General features: G+C 40.3%; 15 protein-coding genes. 10 read left to right on the top strand and 5 right to left on the bottom strand.

The window, feature by feature from the left end; translation table 11 throughout:
- The first annotated feature begins 11 nt into the window (after window positions 1–11).
- From DF947_RS21810 to DF947_RS21785, 6 genes are all read left to right on the top strand, one after another.
- Window positions 12–1,103: a glycoside hydrolase family 43 protein gene (locus DF947_RS21810; protein ID WP_240615437.1), complete on the top strand. Its 1,092-nt coding sequence runs from the start codon at window positions 12–14 to the stop codon at window positions 1,101–1,103.
- A 2-nt stretch (window positions 1,104–1,105) separates the two neighbouring features.
- Entirely contained in the window at window positions 1,106–2,152 is a 1,047-nt protein-coding gene (locus DF947_RS21805) for a glycoside hydrolase family 43 protein (RefSeq protein ID WP_109932900.1), read from the top strand.
- Window positions 2,153–2,190: 38 nt separating this feature from the next.
- Window positions 2,191–3,267, top strand: a complete 1,077-nt coding sequence (locus DF947_RS21800) for a glycoside hydrolase 5 family protein (RefSeq protein WP_109932897.1) — start codon at window positions 2,191–2,193, stop codon at window positions 3,265–3,267.
- 55 nt (window positions 3,268–3,322) lie between these two features.
- Window positions 3,323–7,354 (top strand): hybrid sensor histidine kinase/response regulator, encoded by a 4,032-nt coding sequence (locus tag DF947_RS21795; RefSeq protein WP_109932895.1) that lies wholly within the window; start codon window positions 3,323–3,325, stop codon window positions 7,352–7,354.
- Between the two features lie 150 nt (window positions 7,355–7,504).
- Window positions 7,505–7,687 (top strand): hypothetical protein, encoded by a 183-nt coding sequence (locus tag DF947_RS21790; RefSeq protein ID WP_109932893.1) that lies wholly within the window; start codon window positions 7,505–7,507, stop codon window positions 7,685–7,687.
- Window positions 7,688–7,762: 75 nt separating this feature from the next.
- Window positions 7,763–8,242, top strand: a complete 480-nt coding sequence (locus DF947_RS21785) for an ankyrin repeat domain-containing protein (protein ID WP_109932891.1) — start codon at window positions 7,763–7,765, stop codon at window positions 8,240–8,242.
- Window positions 8,243–8,323: 81 nt separating this feature from the next.
- Here the strand turns inward: DF947_RS21785 and DF947_RS21780 are convergent, their stop codons facing one another.
- On the bottom strand, window positions 8,324–10,516 hold the full coding sequence (locus DF947_RS21780) for a catalase (protein WP_205940835.1): 2,193 nt from the start codon (window positions 10,514–10,516) through the stop codon (window positions 8,324–8,326).
- 16 nt (window positions 10,517–10,532) lie between these two features.
- Window positions 10,533–11,087: a YciE/YciF ferroxidase family protein gene (locus tag DF947_RS21775; protein ID WP_109932887.1), complete on the bottom strand. Its 555-nt coding sequence runs from the start codon at window positions 11,085–11,087 to the stop codon at window positions 10,533–10,535.
- Window positions 11,088–11,340: 253 nt separating this feature from the next.
- On the opposite strand from DF947_RS21775, the gene DF947_RS21770 reads away from it, so the two are divergent.
- Both DF947_RS21770 and DF947_RS21765 read left to right on the top strand, forming a co-directional pair.
- Entirely contained in the window at window positions 11,341–11,862 is a 522-nt protein-coding gene (locus DF947_RS21770) for an RNA polymerase sigma factor (protein WP_109932885.1), read from the top strand.
- Between the two features lie 146 nt (window positions 11,863–12,008).
- Window positions 12,009–12,830, top strand: coding sequence for a transporter (locus DF947_RS21765; RefSeq protein ID WP_109932883.1), 822 nt, complete (start codon window positions 12,009–12,011; stop codon window positions 12,828–12,830).
- 69 nt (window positions 12,831–12,899) lie between these two features.
- Here DF947_RS21765 and DF947_RS21760 read toward each other — a convergent pair whose 3' ends face one another.
- Entirely contained in the window at window positions 12,900–13,352 is a 453-nt protein-coding gene (locus tag DF947_RS21760; protein ID WP_109932881.1) for a hypothetical protein, read from the bottom strand.
- A gap of 4 nt (window positions 13,353–13,356) precedes the next feature.
- Window positions 13,357–13,926: an arylesterase gene (locus DF947_RS21755; protein ID WP_109932879.1), complete on the bottom strand. Its 570-nt coding sequence runs from the start codon at window positions 13,924–13,926 to the stop codon at window positions 13,357–13,359.
- A gap of 126 nt (window positions 13,927–14,052) precedes the next feature.
- On the opposite strand from DF947_RS21755, the gene DF947_RS21750 reads away from it, so the two are divergent.
- Together DF947_RS21750 and DF947_RS21740 are read left to right on the top strand one after the other, a co-directional pair.
- Window positions 14,053–14,667, top strand: a complete 615-nt coding sequence (locus DF947_RS21750; protein WP_109932876.1) for a hypothetical protein — start codon at window positions 14,053–14,055, stop codon at window positions 14,665–14,667.
- 311 nt (window positions 14,668–14,978) lie between these two features.
- Window positions 14,979–15,752, top strand: coding sequence for a DNA-formamidopyrimidine glycosylase family protein (locus tag DF947_RS21740; protein WP_109932874.1), 774 nt, complete (start codon window positions 14,979–14,981; stop codon window positions 15,750–15,752).
- 252 nt (window positions 15,753–16,004) lie between these two features.
- Here DF947_RS21740 and DF947_RS21735 read toward each other — a convergent pair whose 3' ends face one another.
- Window positions 16,005–18,443: a bifunctional YncE family protein/alkaline phosphatase family protein gene (locus DF947_RS21735; protein WP_109932872.1), complete on the bottom strand. Its 2,439-nt coding sequence runs from the start codon at window positions 18,441–18,443 to the stop codon at window positions 16,005–16,007.
- Between the last annotated feature and the right edge of the window lie 4 nt (window positions 18,444–18,447).

Below are 18,447 nucleotides of genomic sequence, written 5' to 3'. Positions count from 1 at the left end.
CAGATACCGTTATGATGAACAGTTTAAAACGTATAAAACGCAACTCCCTAAACCTGATTTTTGGGAGCTTCGTGATTGCAACATTTTTATCTTGCGGAAAATCCGGAAGCCCAGCCCCAATAGAGCCGGTAATACCACCTACAGCGGCAAATACCTTTGCCAATCCAATTATGAATGGTGCCGATCCCTCTGTTTTTCAAAAAGATGGCGTTTATTATTATTTACAAACCAATGGGAGTTCGATTGTTTTATGGACCACCACGGCCATGTCTAAACTGGCTACTGCGATTCCAAAAACTGTATATACCCCAACAGCCGGTGCGCAAAACTCAAGAAATGTATGGGCACCAGAAATGTTCTTTTTTGACGGCAAATGGTACATCTATTACACGGCAGGAAATGGTGCGGATATTAGCCAGAGAACCTGGGTTTTAGAAAACAGCAGTGCTGATCCAACTACGGGAACCTGGGTAGATAAAGGCCGGATTTTTAGCCCAAGTGCCGATTTTTGGGCGATTGATGGTACCGTTTTCGAATTTAATGGAAGCCGATATTTTTTATGGTGTGGAAGACCTGATCTAACGAATGTTAACCTGACCCAGAATATCTACATTTCTAAAATGACAAATCCTTACACTTTAGAGGGAACAGCAACAAAACTAACCGAGCCAGAATACAATTGGGAGAAAAATGGTTTTGGCGTAAACGAAGGGCCAGAAGTATTACTTACTTCTGATAATAAAGCCTTTCTGGTTTATTCAGCGAGTTACTGCGGTACTGATGATTATGCACTGGGCATGTTAAGTCTTAAAGTTGGTGGCAATCCACTGGTTAAAACCGATTGGATAAAATCAACCCAACCGGTATTTTCTAAGCAGGTTCAAAACAGTGCCTTTGGTCCTGGTCATAATTCCTTTTTTAAATCTCCCGATGGAAAAGAAAACTGGATTATCTATCATGCCAATTCGGCTACAAATCAGGGCTGTGCCGATAAAAGAAACATCAGAATGCAAAAATTCACATTCAAAGCCGATGGTAGTCCTGATTTTGGGGAACCCGTAGCTACTGGATTACAGATTACAAAACCTTCCGGAGAACAATAAAAATGATCAGAAATAAAATTCTCTTAAAGTTTACATTAACCTGTCTGGCCATATTGGGCGCTACAAGCTGTTTTGCCCAAACTTTTACAAATCCGCTATTGCCCTCAGGTGCCGATCCTTGGAGCATTTATAAAAATGGGTATTATTATTATACCCAGTCTATGCAAAGTAAACTGGTAATCTGGAAAACCAAAAATCTGGCCGACTTAAAAACTGCAACGAAAAAAACAATTTTTCTTCCGCCGGCAGGTAAGGCCTATTCAAAAGAATTATGGGCGCCAGAAATTCATTTTATAAATGGAAAATGGTATGTTTATTTTGCTGCGGATGATGGCAACAACAATACCCACAGAATGTACGTTTTGGAAAATTCCAGTATAGATCCGCTTAAGGGCAACTGGATTTTTAAGGGAAAAGTGGCCGACGCAACCGATAAATGGGCTATTGACGGATCAGTATTTATTTATCAAAAACAGCTTTATATGATTTGGGCCGGTTGGGAAGGTGATGTGAATCAAAAGCAGGAAATCTATATTGCGAAAATGAAAAACCCCTGGACAATTGATGGTGCCAGACACAAAATATCCACGCCACAGTTTGATTGGGAAAAACATGGAGATTTAAACGACCCTCAAAACCCACCACATGTGGATGTAAACGAAGGGCCGCAGATTTTGATAAATAAGGAAAAGGTCTTTCTAATTTATTCTGCCAGTGGCTGTTGGACAGATTTTTATGCGCTGGGTATGCTAACCTTAAAAGGCAGGAATCTTTTGGATGCCAATTCCTGGGAGAAAAGTAAACAGCCTGTATTTAAGCAATCGCCAGAAAATGGCGTTTATGCTCCCGGGCACAATTCTTTTTTTAAATCACCGGATGGAAAAGAAGACTGGATTCTTTATCATGCAAATGCAGGCCCTGGGCAAGGTTGTGGCGGACAGCGATCTCCGCGAGCGCAGAAATTTACCTGGAATGCAGATGGATCTCCAAATTTTGGCAAACCGATAAAAACCACACAAAAATTAAAAATTCCGTCAGAAAAGAAATAAATCTGCGGAACAGATTTCTATAATTCAAAAGATCTTAAATGAAAAAGTATTTTAACTATCTATTCTTGTTTCTTGCAGCGTTTACTTTAAAAGCAAGTGCGCAAGATAAAACCGAAATTGTTGGAAAAGTATGGTCAATAGAAAAGGCCAACGCTTGGTATAAACAGTATAAATGGATTAATGGTGCAGATTTTTTGCCGAGTACGGCCATTAATCAACTGGAAATGTGGCAAGCCGATAGTTTTGATCCAGCCACAATTGATAAGGAACTTGGATGGGCAGAAGGCATTGGGTTTAATACCATGAGGGTTTATTTACATAGCCTGGCATGGAAACAGGATCAGGCTGGTTTCAAGAAAAGAATGGATCAATATTTAACCATTGCAGATAAGCACCACATTAAAACAATTTTTGTATTTTTTGACGATTGCTGGAACAAACAGGCCAAAATTGGAAAACAGCCAGAACCAAAATTGGGCATTCACAATTCAGGATGGGTGCAAGATCCTGGAGATCCGGATTTTAAAGAACAGGCCAACTTTCCTACACTTGAAAAATATGTTAAGGACGTGATGACACGTTTTAAAACGGATAAACGAATTCTTTTATGGGATTTATATAATGAACCGGGCAATTCTGGCAAGTTAACGGCCTCTTTACCTTTATTAAAAAATGTATTTATTTGGGCAAGGGCAGTAAATCCTGAACAACCAATTAGTGCTGGTCTCTGGGCCTGGGATTTTAAGGAATTAAATGCTTTTCAGGCGCTAAACTCTGATGTAATTACCTATCACGACTACGAAGAACCGCAATGGCACCAAAGGGTTATCGATATGCTCAGGTCTCACGGGCGACCAATGATCTGTACGGAATACATGGCCCGAACTCGTGGTAGCCGTTTTGAAAATGTAATGCCAATACTGAAAAAGGAAAATATTGGTGCCATTAACTGGGGCTTGGTTGATGGAAAATCGAATACCAAATATGCCTGGGATACACCACTGAAAAATGGAGAAGAACCAAAAGAATGGTTTCATGATATTTTCCATAAAGATGGAAAGCCATACAAAGCCGATGAAGTAGAACTGATTAAAAAACTAAATGGAATAAAATAGGCTATTCAGCAACCGAAAGATGAGTATATTGGCATAAGTATTCTAACCATTTATTATGATTAAAAAATTAAGCAGGGCAATAGCCCTGTTACTTTTTTTTAGCCTGTTTTTAACACAGGCGCCATTAGCCCAAAAAATTTTCTTTAGGCATTATACCGTTACCGATGGTTTATGTGCCAATACCATTTGGGATATTGAACAAGATGATCAGGGCTACATGTGGTTTGGAACCAAGTATGGTTTAAGCCGGTTTGATGGTTATAATTTTAAATCTTTCCAATATCAAAAAGGTGTTGCAGGAAGTCTTGGCAATAACTTTATCCGAAAGATATTTAAATACGATACAAAAACATTTTGGATCGGTACCGATGAGGGGATTTACATTTTCAATCTGGAAACCGAAAAATTCACGCTCTTTGCTCCACTTGGGCACTTCTTTATTAACGACATTATCCGATCAAAAAACGGTGATATTTGGATCGCGACCAAAGAAAAAGGAATCTATCAGTTTCAGAACAAGGATAAAAAACTCGTCAACTTTTCTACATCCTCTACCAATAAAATATCATCAAATGAAATTTCAAAGTTGTTGCAAGATGATGCTGGAAACATCTGGATTGGCACTTACGGCCAAGGTATAGATGTGCTAAACCCTTCCAGCCGTAAGGTAATGCATTATGGTGCATCATCAGCACATGGAAAATTATCGAGTAATGTAATCCTCGATTTGTATAAGGATGGCCAGGGCGATATTTGGATTGGTACAATGGCAGGGGGTTTAAACGTTTGGCGCAAAAGCAACGATACATTTAATGTTTACCAAAAATCGGCAGGCAATTCCATTAGTGATAATATTGTACGGGCAATTTACGAACCAAAACCAGGCTTTTTATATCTCGGAACGGAAAAGGGGTTAAATATTTTCGATTTAAAAAATCAGCGATTTACCGTTTATCAAAATAAAAACAACGATCCATTTAGCATTAATGACGATGCAGTTTACAATGTTTTTAAGGATAGGGAAGGAGGTATTTGGGCCGGAACTTATTTTGGTGGGTTAAATTACTATCACGAAAGTAGTCTGGGCTTCGAATTTTACTATCCATCAGGTGTAAAAAATTCACTTTCTGGCAATGCGGTAAGTGCTTTTTTAGAAACAAAGCCCGGAAACATTTGGGTAGGTACCGAAGATGGAGGCTTAAACTTTTTTAATGCTGCAGATAAAACCTTTAAAAAATTTCCTTTTTCCGCCAATCAGGATAGCCTTTCCTATCATAACATCCATGCCTTATACAAAGATAAGGGCGGTAATATCTGGATCGGCATGTACACTGGAGGGCTGAATATTTTAAACGCAACAACAGGCAAAATCAAGCGCTATAAAAGTAATCCGTCGAATCCTAGCACACTTAGCGATAACAGCGTGTATTCGATTGATGAAGATCGAGAAGGCAGAATCTGGATTTCGACCATATCCGGGTTAAATCTTTACGATCCAGCAAAAGACTGCTTCATCCGAATTAAGGGAAAAAAATTAGAAAAAAGCTGTATCTATCAAGTATATCAAGATAAAGACCATATTGTCTGGATTGCAACCTACGATAACGGTTTGATCAGAATGGATGCACAAAAACAGCTTACACAGTATGCATACGCTAAAAAAGCAGGTTCGCTAAGCTCCAATAAAATCATCTGCATACTTGATGATGATGCAGGCAATTTATGGCTAGGCACTGATGGGGGAGGTCTAAATGTTTTAAACAAAAAAACGGGCCAATTTAAGGTATATGAAGATGGAAACTGGACCAAAAGCGCTGTGGTTTACGGAATAGTAAAAGACGATTCCGGTAAAATGTGGTTTTCTACCAACAATGGGGTTTTCGAATTTGATCCAAAATCTAAAAGCAAAAGGAGTTTTGGCAAGTGGGACAACCTGCAAAGCCAGCAATACAATTACAAGGCCTATTACAAAGATTCATCCGGTAAATTATATTTTGGGGGCATCAATGGCTTTAATGCTTTTTATCCCAATCAGGTTAAGAGCATGGTAACCACCCCTCGAATTTCGTTTACCAATTTTCAGTTATTTAATAAGGATTTAGATATAAATGCTGAAAATAGCCCCTTAAAAAAATCGATCAATTACACACAGGAAATTGTTCTAAATCACGATCAATCGGTTTTAAGTATAGAATATGCTTCGCTGAGTTTTATTGCGCCCAACAAAATTCAATATGCATTTAAAATGGATGGTTTTGATAAGAACTGGAACAATGTTGGAAGCCAGCGAAAAGCAACATATACCAATTTGCCCGCAGGCGATTATGTTTTTAGGGTAAAGGAAACCGATGAATTGATGCATGATAACGGTAAAGTTTCGACGATAAAAGTTCGAATTCTGCCGCCGTTCTATAAAACCAATCTGGCTTATCTCTTTTATTTAATCGTAATTGTAATTACTGCAATCTTATTGCGAAAATACATTTATGATAAGGAGCGTAAAAAAAATGAAATTAAGTTAGAAAGATTAAAAAACAAAAGCGAACAGGATTTTTATAAGCAGAAAATCGAATTTTTTACCGCCATGGCACACGAGATCCGAACGCCGCTTTCGTTAATCATTGCGCCATTGGAAAGACTGCTTTCCAAAAAGCAGAAAGATCCAGAAAGTTTGGATCAGTTGCAGGTTATGGAAGAAAATTCCGATCGCTTACTCACCCTAGTCAATCAACTGTTAGACTTTAGACGCATTGAAAGTGATATTTTCGATATTCATACCGAACCGATCGAGCTGATTTATCTGGTGAATAGCATTCGAGATCGTTTTTCGCCTATAGCGGTTAAAAACCGACTGGAGTTTAAGTTAAGCAGTCATTTTCAGCATTTAAATATAGAAGCCGATCCGGAAGCACTAATGAAAATCTTGAGCAATCTGTTAATTAATGCCTTTAAGTTTGCAAGGCATAAGCTCGAAATCAAAATTAACGATCTCTACACAGTCAAGAATGGTACGCAAATGGTTTCCATTAGCGTTGAAGATGATGGAATAGGAATTCCGAAAGAACAAATCGATTCGATATTCAAGAAATTTTTCAAAGTGTCTACTTCAGAGCACCAATACACCAATTTGGGCGGTACAGGAATAGGTCTGGCTTTGGCAAAATCGCTTACCGAAAAGCATGGAGGAGAATTAAGGGTAGAAAGTAAGGAAGGTGTGAAAACCATTTTCACCATGTTGATTCCCTTTAAACAGCATGAGGATCACTTCGCGGATGTAGAGGACATTATCGATGAAACGGAAGGGCAGCAATCGGTTCTTTTGGTTGAGGATGACCCATCATTGCTTGATTTTCTTGTAAAAAGCTTTACGGCCGAAGGGTATCAAATTGTTAAGGCCAAAAATGGTGCAGAGGCCATTAAACAGTTGGACAAACACCATATCGATATTGTGATCTCTGATGTAATGATGCCGGTAATGGATGGCGTAGAGCTCTGCAAAACCATTAAAAACGATATTAACTATAGCCACTTGCCGGTAATTTTACTTACGGCTAAAACCAATACCGATGCCGAGATTGAAGGATTGGAAAGTGGTGCCGATGCTTATATTACTAAACCATTTAAATGGAAACAGCTTTCACTGATTATTAAAAATTTGTTGGAGCTCCAGCTTAAGCTGAAACAGCGTTTTGCCCAAAGCCCCTTAGAAGGTACCGATATTCTGATTAGCGGCAATCGGGATAAGAAATTTTTGGATAAGATTACCAGCATTATTGAAGAGCGAATTTCTGATCCACAGCTTTCTATCGAAGATCTGGGCAGGGAAGTTGGCCTAAGCAGATCAAGCCTTTATAAAAAAATTAAGGCAAAAACCGGTCATGTGCCCAATGAATTTGTACGTTTAATACGCCTTAAAATGGCAGCTAAACTTTTAGCGCAGCAAGAATATACAATTTCTGAAATCGGTTATATGGTTGGCTTCAATTCACATTCGTACTTTAGTAAATGTTTTTATACGCAGTTTCTGCTTACGCCAAGCGAATTTGCCGAAAAATATAAAAATAGTAAAGAACGATTACTGGAATAAAAAACAAATAACTTATGAAAATCTGGCGCAACTAAATCCACCATCCTGAAAAGAGGAAAGGAGCAGTTAAAACTTAAATAAATGGTTGATTAAAACAATTTTACGTATAAATACGTTCTCTTCATTTAGTCTTAACTAATCCTTACTAAAATGATGATAAAAAGAAGTTTTACATTCGTTGAACTGGATGCGGTTAGTATTGGTGATTCTGTAGAGGATGAATATGGAAAAAAAGGCATTATTGAAAAGATAGATATCCTTAAAAGATTCAACATGATCAGTTATTATTTTATTCTATCAAAAAGCAACGGTACGATACTGATCTTAAAATAATTGCTAATCAGCGTTACAGCTTCTCAGCAATTTTCCTTACATAAAACTTTTAAAGTTTATTATGGTTGTACCATCATGCAAGATCTAAACCAGCTTATTATACCGGCTTCCAGGAAAGGGGAAATAGAAGTTATACAGGAACTCATCCGCAGAAATGTGGATTTAAACTACAGGGATGAAAAGGGGTATACGCCCCTAATTATTGCCTGCTACAACAACCAAAAGGAAGCAGCAGAACTGCTCATTGATGCAGGAGCAGATTTAAATGCCGCTGACAATGGCGGAAACACACCGCTTATGGGTGTTTCTTTTAAAGGCTATAAAGACATTGCAAAGCTATTAATCGAGCGAGGGGCAAACTTAAACCTACAACACGGAAATGGCGGTACCGCACTCATGTTTGCAGCCATGTTTGGCCGTAATGAGATATTGAAATTGTTATTGGAATCAGGCGCTGATGCCACAATAGTTGATGTAAATGGGAAGAACGCCACTGAATTTGCTGCGCTTCAGGGAAATGAAACAGGTTTACAGCTTTTAGAAAGCATTGTATAAACCCATTGCAAGGCTATTAATTAACTTTGGAATAATAGGATAAAAAAAATGAAGGCCAATTGGCCTTCATTTTTTTATCTTCTATGCTGGAATCTTTCGTGGATTCTCACGCTCCCAAAAACGGTGCATAGCAATCATTTTTACAAATGTGCCCGCAAGTTCCTTTGTTTTTCCGGAAACAAGTATTCCTTCCCGCATAACGGTTTCTTCCGTATATTCTGCCGGAAGTTTTTTAAAGAAATAAGTAGCTTCCAATACCTGCAATGCTTCGGCATCAGTTGCTATGGCCTTGCAATGCTTAAATGCCTTATTCAGAAAATGAACCGCATTGGCTTCAGCCTCCAGTGTTGCCACGGAGTTACCGCCACCAGGTACATATACTGCGTCATACAGTACAGAAGCTGCTGTAAGAAGACTTTCATCTACTGTGATTAACTTATCTTCTTCCGAAATAATCTGACCAAGTTTTGGAGCGATGATGTGTACCACGGCGCCCTCCGCAATTAGCGCATCTTTTACCGTACTTAATGATTTTTCGTTAACTCCATCTGCAGCAAGAATGGCAATTTTTCTGGTTTTGATGGTGTCCTTTATCGTTCCGGCCATACTCAATGCCTCAGATTTTGCCAGACTGCCCTCTGGATTGGTTGAAGCGTATTCTGTTCTTTCTCCATCGGCCGGAATACTATTGTTGAGTTCCTCCAGCGGTATTTTTGGAATATGCAAACCTAAAGCATAGGCAACTTCCGCAGCTAGGCCTTTATCAATCTGAGCCAGAACAGCCAGCATCCTTTCCCTAATCGATACCGTTTTTACCTTACCGAGCTCAAAACTTAAGGCGTCGGTAATGTGGTTTTTCTCAGGTTCGCTCTGCGAATTGAAGAATAGTCTGGCCTGAGAGAAATGGTCGAAGAAACTTCTGCTTCTTGCCCTGATTTTCTTAGCATCTATTCTTTCGTTATAACTTACAAAGCCACCTTCTGAAGCCTTGGCCTGTTGCGGATCATTCACAGCAATTGCGTTGGGCCCATAACTGGTTTTCCCCCGGTTAATGGTCTGGCGCATGTGTCCGTCTCGTTGGTTGTTATGTACCGGCACCACTGGCCTGTTGATTGGGATTTCGTGGAAATTTGGCCCACCTAAACGGATCAGCTGTGTATCGGTGTAAGAGAACAGACGGCCCTGCAAAAGCGGATCGTTGGTAAAATCAATACCCGGAACCACATGTCCAACATGGAAGGCAACCTGTTCAGTCTCGGCGAAAAAGTTATCGGGGTTTCTGTTCAGTGTCATTTTTCCGATGCGCTGTACTGGAACAAGCTCTTCGGGAATTAGTTTTGTAGGGTCTAAAAGATCGAACTCAAACTTGAACTCGTCTTCTTCCGGTACAATCTGTACGCCCAGTTCCCATTCAGGAAAAGCACCTGCTTCAATAGCATCCCAAAGATCTCTTCTATGAAAGTCGGGGTCTTTACCTGAGATGTTCTGTGCCTCATCCCATGCCACCGCGTGTACGCCCAATAGAGGCTTCCAATGAAACTTCACGAAGCTTGCTACGCCCAGTTTGTTAACTAATCTGAAAGTATGTACACCGAAGCCTTCCATCATTCGATAACTGCGGGGAAGCGCTCTATCGCTCATGGCCCACATCACCATGTGCGAAGATTCGGGCATCTGCGAAATAAAATCCCAAAAGGTATCGTGCGCCGAGGCAGCCTGTGGCATTTCGTTATCCGGTTCAGGCTTTACCGCATGGATCAAATCGGGAAACTTTATGGCATCCTGAATAAAGAACACGGGCATGTTGTTGCCAACAAGGTCAAAATTACCTTCCTGAGTATAAAACTTTACGGCAAATCCCCTTACATCTCTAGCCAGATCGGATGAGCCTCTTGAGCCAGCAACGGTAGAAAAGCGGACAAATACAGGCGTTTCTGCACCCGGATCACAAAGGAAGGCGGCTTTTGTAACTTCCGACATGTCTTCGTAAACCTTAAATGTTCCATGGGCCGCCGATCCCCTCGCATGTACGATACGTTCGGGAATCCGCTCATGATCGAAATGCGTAATCTTTTCCCTTAGAATGAAATCTTCCAGCAGGGTGGCGCCACGATCGCCTGCCTTTAAGGAATTTTGATCGTCGTTTATTTTTAGGCCATGATTGGTGGTCATGAATTCGCCCGTAGAATCCGCAATAAAGGATTCCAGTTTTTGTGTTTTATCATTTTCCTGTTGTACAGGAGCCTTGCTTTTTTCTGATGATTTTTTGGCCATAGTCATTACCTCCCTCTTAAGCCTCGTCGGCTGCTTTGTAATTGATTTCGTTCTCTGCAATATCGGTCAGTTTGCCATCTGCCAGTTTCTCTTCGGCAAGGGTCTGCTCCAGAATATCTGCAATATCTGTTAATCCCAATGTTGTTGCCAATTGATAGAGACCGCCATAACTCGCAATTTCATAATGTTCAACTTTTTGTGAAGCCAGGATAATCCCAACGTCTCTGGTTGCCGTTCCGGCTTCGGTTTCTTCAACAATCCCTTCACCTTCCTTAGTAATGCCTTCCATCGCATCGCATTTTTTGGCAATTGCTTTTTCGCCAAGCAGTTCAAAGATCTGCTCTAGTCTTACCACATGTCCTTTGGTTTCTTCAAGATGGGCAGTAATGGCACTTTTTAATTCTGGTGCAGTTGCGGCGGAAATCATCTTCGGAAGGTTTTTTACCAGATGGTTCTCTGCCCAGTACAGGTCTGCAATTGAATCTTTAAAAAGCACGCTGAGTGCCGGTGCATCCTGTTGGGTAGTTTTGGAAGCAAACTTGGGGCTGCTTCCGGTTTCCTGTGTTTTCATAATATGTTTTATTAGGGTTGTTGATTGACAACTCCATTTTTAGGGGATTAGTTTTTTTTAAATTGATTTTTGCATGTTTTAACCGTATAAACACGGTAACATGAAGTTTTTATACTCAAATTTTAAAAATTACAAACCAAGAATTCTGTTTGATGTTAAGCGATAATTATTATAATAAATAATCAGTATAAAATTTGAAACTGCATCCAAACCAGCAGTTTGATTTTGCTTTTAACTTAAATAAACTGACAAGATGAACCAGAAAGAATTTAGCCTAGCAGCAGATCTTCATGCATCCTCTCTTCATTCGCATGCGAAACAGTTTACGAGAGACGAAGATGAGGCAAAAGACCTAGTGCAGGATACCTTACTAAAGGGAATCCGTTTTTGCCACAATTTTGAAAGTGGTACCAATGTAAAAGGGTGGTTGTATGTAATTATGCGCAATACTTTCCTGAACGATTATCGGAAAAAGCAGAAGCGTGATCTGCTTGTTAATACGGAAGAAGATATTTCCAGTGCACAGTTGTTGCCGAGTGCTTCGAAGAATGGTTCGGAGAATAGTTTTATTATGGGAGATATACAGAAAGCATTAAGCAGTTTGGACGATGACTGCAGAATTCCTTTTCAAAGATATTTTGAAGGGTATAAGTATCAGGAAATTGCCGATGAACTTAGTATTCCCTTGGGCACGGTAAAAACCAGAATACATCAGGCCCGGCTAGAGCTAAAAAAATTTTTAAGAACTTATAAGGATAGAGGTGGCATGCATTAATAATATCAGGGTAGTCGATTTTTATGAAGCAGATCCATCTTCAGTTTATAAGGTAGGTCTATGCAATTGCTAACTTAACATTTAGCAGATGGCGAGGATGCAAAACATTGTACCAAAAATGATGTTCTCCTTTAAACTCCAATCCCATGAAAAAAGCCCTCGTTCTAAGCGCATTTATTTTCCTTGCGTTTTTTAACCTTAAAGCACAGCATAAAGAAAGTTATAGTCTTTTTCGTCCGGTGCCTAAGGCACAGTTGCGGGAGATGGAAACCGATCGGCCTGATGTAACGGAATCGCCCATTACTACAGATGCCGGTCATTTTCAGGTCGAAACGGATTTGTACAGACTGGAAAAAACAAAGGGCGAACAAGAGCTTACCACCCAGTTTTTTAACCAGGCGAACTTAAAATTAGGCATTGGCCGATCAACAGCTGTGCAGTTGGTGGTTGAAAGCTACACGCTAAACAAAACCCAAAGTGGTGGAGAAATTGAGCGTAACCATGGTTTTGGTGATTTAACCCTGCGAATCAAGCAGAATCTTTTGGGTAACGACAAGGGCAATTTCGCCATTGCACTTTTGCCTTATCTGAAATTTCCGACTGCTCGGGCACAAGAGGATGATCAGTACGAAGGCGGCCTGATTGTACCGATGGCCCTAAAGTTTAGCGGGGAATGGAAGCTTGGCATGCAGATCGAAATGGATCGACTACAGCTTGAGCAGGGCGAAGGATATAAAACCCAAATACTGGAATCTTTAACCATCAGCCACCCTTTATGTAAAAAGCTGGATGCCATAGCCGAAACGTATTACACCTATGATATACAGGGGCATGAATGGAATAACTTTTTAAATGCGGCCTTACAGTTTGAGCTTGCAAAAGACATCAAACTCGATGGCGGACTTAATTATGGTTTACAGCATGAGGCCATGAAAAGTTATTTTTTGGGATTATCGTTTAGGTTATAAACCATTCATCCCCTAATTTAAAGGCGATAAAGCGGCTATTGGATGAAATTAAAAATCAAAACACCTCGCCTATGCTTTGGCTTTAGATGATGATGTTTTTTTGGAGACTTTCGCTTTGATCTTTGTTGATCTGACTTCTAAGCCATCTAGGCGTTTTTTCCATTTCTGCAATACTTCATGCTCGTAAAAAGGCAATTCCTTTGCATTTAACAATCCGAGCATTTTAGCCAGCTCACGGGAATCTTCTGCAATTTGCCGGTGCTCGGCAATCCAGGCTTGCTGTGCTTTTTCAATGTGCTTTTCATGGCTCGCAATTGATGTACGCAATAAGTCAATCTCATTGTCTATATTTTTTGTTTTTCGGAATAAAACCAATAGGCGTGCAGTGGCATCCAGATGGAGCGGATTTTTCTTTAGGATGCTGGAATAGCCTTTAATGGCTTTTTCGGTCAAACCCCTTTGCTCATCATTTCTAGCTTGCCCAAAATTTTCGGCTTCTATCTGGTTGCTTTTTCGCCTCATCTGTTTATGATTTTAGATTTTCAATCAGCTTTAAAAGGGAAGGCCAAATGTTATCCGCTGCGACCACATATCCCGATGCAAGTGGATGTACACCATCGAACATATTTAAACTGCGAATGCCTGCTACCCCTTTAAGAAAAGAAGGCACCAATTCTATATCGTTTTCTTTAGCCAGACTGGCAAATACATTGGTATAGCCCGCACTGTTTGCACTATGTGCCCAGACCGGTAATTCGATGCCCAGCAGGAGGATGGATGCCTGCGGATAGGCTTTTTGTACCTGGTTAATCATCATCTGAAGGTTCATTCGAACTTCGCCTACATCATAACTTCTTAAAAAATCGTTTGCGCCAAGTTCGAGCACAAAAATGCCTATCTCGCCCTTTAAGCTTCGGTGTATTCTGGCCAAGGCCGAACGCGTAGTATCGCCGCTAATCCCCGCATTGACGACCCGTAGATTCAGACCCAGCTGTAGGATTTTTTCTTCGATTAATGCCGGCATTGATTCTTTGGCTGGATTTTTTAATCCGTAACCTGCAGTAAGGCTATCGCCAAAAAATACGATTTCTTTCATGTGCGCTTTTAAAAGAATTAACCATTTTTAAAAAGGAAAGTTTTTTGATGCGGTTGTTTATCAGGCTAAAAGCCACAAGCTTAAAGATTTACAAAACTTAACAAGCCCAGGTCTTGTTATGCCCATATGGAAGCGCAAAAAAGTAAACCTTATTTTAAAGCCATCGAAAGATGGCTTGGCAAACACCAAGAAGGATTAATATTAGGTGGCATACTGGGTTTTTCGCTCACGGCAGCTTATCTATTATCGCAAAAGAGAAAACCGGTACAGCCTGCTAAGGCTTTAGAACCCACACTTCATATGGAAAGATATATTTTTGACCTGGAGACCGACCAGGGTAAGCAACAGGTTGTTGTAGAAAGCTCGGGGGAGTGTTATGCGGTAAAACTGGATGAAAATAATCTGGGTTCGATGTGGCAAGATGAGGAAAAAGGCCTACAATGGCATACCCATGACGAAGCCTTAAAACCATACATTTATGACATTGCCAATTTGTTGGGAGAAGCCTTTTCAAGAAAAGGTTTTCCGGCCATCTTAAAAGGTGCCTATCCAGAAATTATCGCTACCGAATGGAAGAGCAGCGAAACGCTGGAGGTTTTGCTTAAACCCGAAACCGATTTAGAGGTATTTGGCACTTTTTTAAAAGATGAGGTTTTAAATCTGGCCGATTTCGACGATCATTTGGATTTGATGGTTAAGCGGGCGGGCGAGGATTATTTTATCGTGATTGGCGTAAACTGATCAAATATTTCAGGTTGTAAAAACCATTTTATTTTAAAAGCTGTTGTGTTATAAAACTTAAAAACGATGAGCGATAACAAAAGTAAACAGGATGGCAGAGAAGATTCCAAGGTGGATCTAAACGATGCAAACGAAGTGGCTTACGCAGCTAAACAGGCAGGGGGTTTCTGCAGCAAAATATAAAGAGCTGGCACAGGCATCGGGAAGTTCTTCGAGGGCTAAGATTGCCGATTACATTAAAGCAAACGGATAACAGCCACGTCACAGCAACTATTGGAAGTTACAACTGGTTCTTGTAGATAAATAAAGATATGGCAGAGCTTCCCGATTTAACCGTATTTGCCCAAATTTTAGGCAGAAGATTTAAAGGTCAGGTATTGGAAACCCTTGAGGTGAGTGTGGCCAAGAAAATTAATGTTAACGGAAAGGAACTTAAGCGGACACTAGAGGGGCGAACATTAGAAAGCATTAAAAGGGAAGGAAAAACGCTTCAGCTTAATTTTTCTGGCGATCAGGTACTTGGCCTGCATTTAATGTTGCGGGGTGAACTGGTATTGATTAACCAGGATGCACCACCAAAGTTTCAGATTCTGGGTTTCCACTTTAAGGGTGGCAATGCCTTTGCATTAATTGATCTTCAAAAACAAGCCAAACCAACACTAAACCCCACGAAGTTAGAGGCACCAGATGCGCTTGATTTGAAAGAAAGCGATTTTATCGCATTGCTGGCCAAAAAACGGAGCCTGATCAAAACGTTATTGATGGATCAGCATTTGATTAGAGGCATCGGCAATTCGTATTCGGATGAAATTTTATATCATGCCGGTATTTCCCCTTTTTCTATATCCAAATCCATTCCCGAAAAACAGGTTAAAAAATTATATAAAAGCATTCACACTGTACTAACTCAGGCCATAACCGAAATTGCCAGAGAAAATAGTGATGAACTAACAGGCGAACTGCGGGATTTTATGCGAATCCACAATCCTCAACTTCAAGAGACGGCAAAGGGAGAAGCCATTATGGTGGAAACACTGGGAGGAAGGAAGACTTATTTTACAAAAGGGCAGGCACATTTTGGGTAATGCAAAGGTGTATATAGTATAATGCATAGAAAATTACAATTTATTTCTCGAAAGAGATTGCCACAGGCGCTGAAAAACCGCCTTCGCAAGGACGGATTTGTTGTGATGGGTAATACATAAAGCACTGAAAAAAATTTATTAGCCTTGGCGACTAGGAGCCATAGATGAATAATGATTTTTTTAAGAACCTCCCCCTGCCCCTCCAAAGGGGGATAGCCCAGCGCCTAAAATCTGTTGAATGGGATTCAAACCTTAGTCATCATCATCTTTCTTTTTCTTCTCTAAAATAACAAAAGCACTTCTTTTTGGAGCCGGCATGATCGAATTTTCGCCCTTAACCGATTTCCAGATGACTTCATTAAGATCTAAATCTGGAGCAGCATCCTCTTTGGCGAAATTGAAAAGTTCCGATCGTTTACTGCTCTCGTTTACCGCAACATTCCTATTGTCCAGATTAATTAATGGCTTAATTACATTGTATGGTGTTAAATCGGGTTTGCTGGTAAAACATTCAAAAAGCGGAACAGCGGCAGCATCATATTGGCTCATCGGGGGCAGACCTAAAATCAGTTCCATGGTTCTTAAAAAGCCAGAAGTAGAATACATGGTGTGTACTGCTGTGTTTCTTTTTACATATGGCCCAATAACGTAAGCAGGAGACCGATGTGCATCAACATGATCAGGTCCATTCTGGGCATCATCTTCCAAAATAAAAACTACAGATTCTTTCCAGATTGGGCTGTGGGAAAGCCTTTCCAAAATTCTGCCAACGGCTAGATCATTGTCTGCAACGGCCGATTGAGGAGATATTTTTCCCTTTTTCTGTCCGCTGGTATGATCATTTGAAACTCGAAGCGTACTAAACTGGGGAACAGCATTGGCCACTAGGAGTGAATCAAAATCATGAATCCATGCATCTGCACGTACCTGATCCGTAATATCCATATCAAAACCAGGCGAATTGGCACACATGTGTCCTTGAAGAGATTTAATATTTGCTTTTGCATAATCTCCAAATTCTCCATAACTGCGATAAGTAACCCCGGCACGTTGGCAATAATCCCAAATAAAACCACCCTTAGGATAAGTTACTGGTCTGCCGCCTTCAAAGGTTGTGCTTCCGCCACGAGCGCCATAACTCGTAGGCCAGGTTTTTTCCACAACATCAGTTGCATAGGCCGCCATGCTCCAGTTATGTCCATCGGCACTAACTTCCGCATCAACATAAAAATTATCTAAAAGCACGTAGTTTTCTGCAAAAGCATGCTGGTTGGGCGTAATCTTTTTTCCAAAAAGGGTTAAGGAAGAATCGCCATTACCCTTAGGCAGGTCGCCCAAAACCTGGTCGTAGGTTCTATTTTCTTTGATGATATAAAAAACATGCTTAATGGGCGACTGCTCACCCTGTTTGCGTGGAATTGGGTTGCCAGCTTCACCATCTGCCGTGATTTCCTTTTGATCATTAAAAGGGGTGTTTGCATATACCTGTTTGGTGTAAACCTTTAACTGTTCAGGCTTTGGCACATCAATAAATGATAATGATCCCTTAAATAAACCCGCAATATATTGAAGCCTATTATTGGCCGTACTGCCCATTTGGTACCCACTATTATCGGCTTTTGAAATCGGTTGGGGGCCTTTTGGATTTGCCATGGAGGTATTCCCCTTTCCGTTTGTAATTAAAATTTTTGATCCGATAACCTTTACACTTGTAGGGTACCAACCAACAGGAACAAAACCCATACTTTGGCTCGTTCCGGGTTGGCTCACATCAAAAACAGCCAAGCAGTTATTATCGGCATTTGCAATATATAAGGTTTTTTCGTTGGTACTTAATGCCAGTCCATTGGTGGTTGAACCTGTAAGCTGTGTGGCATATAATGTGGTCGCAATTGTTTCGATAACCCTGTTGTTTACGGTGCTGATGACGGAAACAGAATTATCATTTGCATTGGCTACAAAAAGATAATTTCCTTTTTTATTCAATAACAATTCATTTGGATGATCTCCAACTGGAATTGTTGTGGTAATTTTTTCTTCAATCGTGTTCACAACCGCTACAGCACGCCCTCCCCATAGGGAAACGTATAATTTTGTTTCATCAGGAGACAGTGTACAGCTGTATGCTATTGCCGGCAGTTGAATTTTTTTAGTAATCTTTTTACGGGCAGGATCTAAAATGTAAAGACAACTGTCTTCTTTGGTTACCGTAAATACCTTCGTATTGGTTTTATTTACGGCGATTCCTGCAGGACCGATTTTACCTTTTGGCCAAACTTCACCAAGCTTTATGGTATCGCTTTCAGCAAGTTTATTGTTGCGAATGCTGAAATTTATGATGATGTTATCGTTTCCGCCCGATACATAAATGTGCTTTTCATCTTTGCTGAAGGCCAAACCATACCAGGATTTGGTTAATATTTTTTCGTCTAAAATCTGTTCTGTTTTAACATCGATAAGCTGAAGAGATTGTGTACTCTGACCATTATTGGTGATGGCTAAAAATTTTCCCGAGCTACTGGCCTGCATGTTTAAGGGCAAATCGCCCAAGGCGATAGAATGCCCGGCCGGACTTAATTTCCATCCGTTGGGTAAAAGAATCTGTTTGGTGCTTTCTATTTTCCCTGGCCATTGTGCATAAGTGCCCTGAAAAACAAAAACCATTAATATCAGGGTTATATATTTTCTCATGAGT

The organism is Pedobacter paludis, assembly GCF_003173575.1.
Lineage (GTDB): Bacteria > Bacteroidota > Bacteroidia > Sphingobacteriales > Sphingobacteriaceae > Pedobacter > Pedobacter paludis.
The sequence above is the reverse complement of the archived record's forward strand: the minus strand, read 5'-3'. Positions and strand labels throughout refer to the sequence as shown.